The sequence below is a fragment of the uncultured Campylobacter sp. genome (assembly GCF_938030785.1).
Taxonomy (GTDB): domain Bacteria; phylum Campylobacterota; class Campylobacteria; order Campylobacterales; family Campylobacteraceae; genus Campylobacter_B.
In genome coordinates this window covers 1-4,545 of the sequence record NZ_CALHIK010000117.1, presented here as the reverse complement: position 1 = coordinate 4,545, position 4,545 = coordinate 1, and the positions used below count along the sequence as shown (strand labels likewise).

At 49.3% G+C, this 4,545-nt stretch carries 4 protein-coding genes; 3 read left to right on the top strand and 1 reads right to left on the bottom strand.

Annotation, left to right across the window (positions count from 1 at the left end; all coding sequences use genetic code 11):
- Nucleotides 1–374: HisA/HisF-related TIM barrel protein (gene hisF / locus Q0438_RS06615; RefSeq protein ID WP_299189100.1), on the bottom strand; the 374-nt coding region annotated here is incomplete at its 3' end.
- A 91-nt stretch (nucleotides 375–465) separates the two neighbouring features.
- Between hisF and rsmA the strand changes: the two genes are divergently transcribed.
- The 3 genes from rsmA to Q0438_RS06600 form a co-directional block, all read left to right on the top strand.
- A complete protein-coding gene (gene rsmA / locus Q0438_RS06610; protein ID WP_299189097.1) occupies nucleotides 466–1,320 on the top strand; it encodes a 16S rRNA (adenine(1518)-N(6)/adenine(1519)-N(6))-dimethyltransferase RsmA in 855 nt (284 codons plus the stop codon).
- Entirely contained in the window at nucleotides 1,307–3,490 is a 2,184-nt protein-coding gene (locus Q0438_RS06605) for a ribonuclease J (protein WP_299189094.1), read from the top strand. Before rsmA ends, Q0438_RS06605 begins: the two co-directional genes overlap by 14 nt.
- 336 nt (nucleotides 3,491–3,826) lie before the next feature.
- The coding region (locus Q0438_RS06600) for a KpsF/GutQ family sugar-phosphate isomerase (RefSeq protein ID WP_299189086.1) at nucleotides 3,827–4,545 on the top strand (719 nt) is incomplete at its 3' end.

The window sequence follows — 4,545 nt, the reverse complement described above, 5'->3', positions numbered from 1 at the left end:
TGCGAGCCGAATTTATTCGCCGCTTCGTCTATCAAATTTGGATTTTTTATCGCGGCAGAGTTGAGGCTGATCTTGTCGCAGCCGACGTTTAGCAGGCGCGAGATGTCATCTAGCGTGCGGATGCCGCCGCCCACGGTCAGCGGGATAAAAAGCTCGCGCGCTACCCGCTCTACGACATCCACGATCGTATCGCGCCCCAGATGTGACGCCGTGATGTCAAGGAAGCACAGCTCGTCCGCGCCCTCCTCGTTGTAGCGTTTGGCTATCTCGACCGGATCGCCCGCGTCTACGAGACCTACGAAATTTACGCCCTTTACCACGCGTCCGTCTTTGACGTCTAGGCATGGGATTATGCGTTTTGCAAATCTATTCAAAGCAGCCCTTCGGAATAAAATTTTTTATGATTTTAGCCAAATTTTACTTAACATAATGACTTTATAAGTAAAATTTGGCTAGACTCTCGCGATGATTAGGGCGAAAAAAGAGTTCGGGCAAAATTTTTTAAAAGACGAAGCCGTTTTAAGCAAGATCATCCAAGCGATTCCCGAGAACATGCAAAATGTCGTTGAAATCGGGGCTGGCTTAGGTGATTTAACTCGCAAGCTTTTGGAATTTTACAGATTAAAAAGTTTCGAGATAGATGAAGATTTATATCAAATTTTAAGTGCTAAATTTGCGCAGCAGATCGCTAGCGGCGAGCTTGAGCTCGTTTTGGGCGATGCTTTACGGATTTGGCAGCAGCAGGGTCTTGAGCGCGGCGAGTATTTTTTAGTCGCAAATTTGCCCTACTACGTCGCTACGAAGATGATTTTGCAAGCGATCGACGATGAGCTATGCAGTGGATTTTTGGTGATGGTCCAAAAGGAGGTCGCTTTAAAATTCTGCGCTAGAGCCGGGCAGAGCGATTTTAGCGCTCTTTCGATCCTAGCCGATCTCGCGGGCGGTTGCGAGCTTCTATTCGACGTTGAGCCTGGCTGCTTCGAGCCTGCGCCGAAGGTAACTTCGTCGGTGATCAGGCTCGTAAAAGGCAAAAATTTCAAACCCGGTGTCGAAGAAAGCGCGGAGAGTCTCGGCGTAAAAAGTTGCGCCCGCTTCCAAAGTCTCGATGAATACGAGAAATTTAAAAGCTTTTTGCGCGTATCTTTCAGCGCGCCGCGAAAAACGCTTATTAAAAATTTAAGCGCAAAATTTGATAGAGGCTTAGCCGAAGAGATCTTTTTAAATTTGAAAATTCCGCCCACGGTTCGGGCGCACGAGTTAAATTCCACCCTTTTTTTAGAAATTTTTAGAAATTTAAAGGTAAAAGATGGAAGAAAATAGAAATGAAAACGGCGTCGAACGACTCAAAAAAAGCAATCGCTACAAAAAACGCAAGGAAAATCTAAAAAAATCTATCGCGAGTGAGGGCTCTGCGGGCGGCGCGGAATTCGGCGGCGAGCATGAAAACGGCTCCCGCAAAAATAAAGGCGCGAAAAACGGGCAAAATTCCGCTCGTTCAAAAGGTTCAAAAAACAGCTCTCACAACGGATCGAATTCTGTGGGTGGCGCGTCAAATAGCGGTTTAAACGCCGCGCATTCAAACGGTGCGGGCGGTGCAAATTTAAACGGTGCCGCGAAACCGGGCGGTAATAACGCAAAAGGCGCAAATTCTAACGCCTCAGACGATACGAACTCTTCGGACTCGCAGAAAAAGAAAAAGCATAAAAAGCGCTCAAATATGCCAAAGAGCCTCACGGGCAACGAGCCGTGGCAGAAGGCGATGGATGATGCGATCGCGCAAAACAAGCTGATCCACGAGGAGCGCCTGCATCCGCTTAAAAATGCTAATCGCAGCGACGATACGATACGTATCACACCGCTTGGCGGGCTAGGCGAGATCGGCGCGAATATGACCGTGTTTGAGACCAACACGAGCGCGATCATCGTCGATGTGGGCATGAGCTTTCCCGAGGAGAGCATGCTCGGAGTGGATATTTTGATCCCCGATTTCGATTATGTCCGCAAGATAAAAAATAAGATCAAAGGCATCCTCATCACCCACGCGCACGAGGATCATATCGGCGCGATGCCGTATTTTTTCAAAGAATTTCAATTTCCGATCTACGCTACGCCGCTTCCTTTGGGGATGATAAGCAATAAATTTGAAGAGCACGGCCTTAAAGCCGAGCGTAGCTACTTCCGCCCCGTGCAGAAGCGCCAGCTCTATCAGATCGGCGATTTCGAGGTCGAGTTTATTCACATAACGCACTCGATTATCGATGCAAGCGCGCTTGCGATCACGACGAAGGCGGGCACTATCATCCACACGGGCGATTTTAAGATTGATCACACGCCGATTGACGGCTACCCGACCGATCTGAACCGTCTGGCGCATTACGGCGATGAGGGCGTTATACTTTTGATGAGCGATAGCACAAACTCGCACAAAGAGGGGATTACAAAGTCCGAAAACTCGGTAGGCAGGACCTTTGATACGATATTTTCAAGCTGTAAGGGGCGCGTGATAATGAGTACCTTCAGCTCAAACATCCACCGTGTCTATCAGGCTATCGAGCGCGGCGTAAAACACGGCCGCAAGGTCTGCGTCATCGGACGAAGCATGGAGCGGAATTTATTTACCGCGATGGAGCTTGGATATGTAAATTTAGACAAAAAGATCTTCGTCGATGCCGATCAAGTCTCAAAATATCCCGACAATGAGGTTTTGATCGTAACCACCGGCTCGCAGGGCGAGACGATGAGTGCGCTGTACCGTATGGCGACGGACGAGCACAAATATATCAAGATCAAATCCACCGATCAGGTAATCATCAGCGCCAAGGCGATCCCCGGCAACGAAAGCAGCGTCTCGACCGTGCTTAATTACCTGCTAAAAAGCGGCGCAAAGGTCGCGTATCAGGACTTCAGCGAGATACACGTAAGCGGGCACGCCTCGATCGAGGAGCAAAAGCTCATGCTGCGCCTAATAAAACCGAAATTTTTCCTGCCCGTACACGGTGAGTACAACCACATCGTAAAGCACAAAGAGACTGCGATGGAGTGCGGCATAGAGGAGAAAAATATCTATCTGATGAACGACGGCGATCAGATGGAGGTTTGCGAAAAATACCTAAAGCGCGTCAAGACCGTCAAGACGGGCAAGGTTTTTATCGATAACCAGATTAACAAGCAGATCTCCGACGAGATCGTCAAACACCGCCAAAATTTAGCCGATGCGGGCGTCGCGGTCATCATCGCACAGATCGACAAAAACGAAAAGAGGCTCATTCAGACGCGCGTCATCACCTACGGGCTCGTTGCCGAGAACCAAACGGCGCACTTTACCAAAGAGATGCAGGGCATCATCGAGCAGTTTTTGGCAAATTTAAAAGATGAGTTTTTGCTCGATCACTGGGCACTGGAGGGTAAGATCCGCCAGGCTGTGCGCAAGCATATCTTTAGAAAGATCAAAAAATATCCGACCATCGTGCCGGTGATTTATTTAATGTAAGCGCGCTAAATTTAGCGAACAAGAGGGCTTTGATCTGCGGCGGGTGGTGAAATTTTATGGCGCGGGTGAGTTCTCGGGCGTGAAATTTTGCGATATGAGCGAGTTTTGCGGCGCGGAATTTTAAAGCGGCGAGTAAAATTTCGAGCGCAATTTTGGCGTAAAGTAAAATTTAAAAAGCGTGTCTAGCAAGGCCGCGGCGATCGGGTAGGGCGGCGCGTGATTTTGTAGATTAGAATTTATGGCGTAAATTTTAAAGGCGTGAAATTTCGGCCAGCGCAAATTTAGGCGCGGCGCAAAGAGGCGTAAAATGAAAGCAAATTTTAAAAAGAAGGTTTAATGAGTGAAATTTTAGATACGGCACGAGAGGTGCTGAGGCTCGAAGGAGCGGAGCTTTTGCGGCACGCGGATCTTATCGGCAGCGAAATTGAGCGAGCCGTAAACTTGATCCTTGCTTGCAAGGGCAAGGTAATCGTCACCGGCGTGGGTAAGAGCGGCCATATAGGCGTTAAGATCGCTGCGACGCTTGCCAGTACCGGCACGCCGTCGTTTTTCGTCCATCCTACGGAGGCGCTGCACGGCGATCTGGGTATGATTGGCAAGGACGACATGGTGCTTGCGATCAGTTTTAGCGGCGAGAGCGAGGAGTTGGTTAGAATTCTGCCACACCTCAAACGCTTCGGCGTGAAGATCATCGCGATGGCGCGCGATAAAAATAGTTCGCTCGGCAAGGTTTGCGACGAGTTCATAAGCCTTAGCATCGTCAAAGAGGCCTGCCCGCTCGGCGCCGCGCCTACGGTTTCTACGACGCTAACGCTCGGTTTGGGCGATGCGTTAGCGATCTGTTTGATGAGGCAGCGCAGATTTGGCAAAGAAGATTTTGCAAATTTTCACCCGGGTGGCAGCCTCGGCAAGCGGCTTTTCGTCAAAGTAAAAGACGTGATGCAAAGTAAAAATTTGCCAGTTGCAAAGCGTAACGCCAGCTTAAAACAAGCTATCGACGTTATGACGCACGGAAAGCTCGGCACCGTCTTGTTAGTGAACGAAAAGGGCGCGCT

Bases quoted from the DNA above. Each gene is read 5' to 3' on its own strand.
- rsmA (WP_299189097.1), top strand. From the start codon at position 466: ATGATTAGGGCGAAAAAAGAGTTCGGGCAAAATTTTTTAAAAGACGAA.
- Q0438_RS06605 (WP_299189094.1), top strand. From the start codon at position 1,307: ATGGAAGAAAATAGAAATGAAAACGGCGTCGAACGACTCAAAAAAAGC.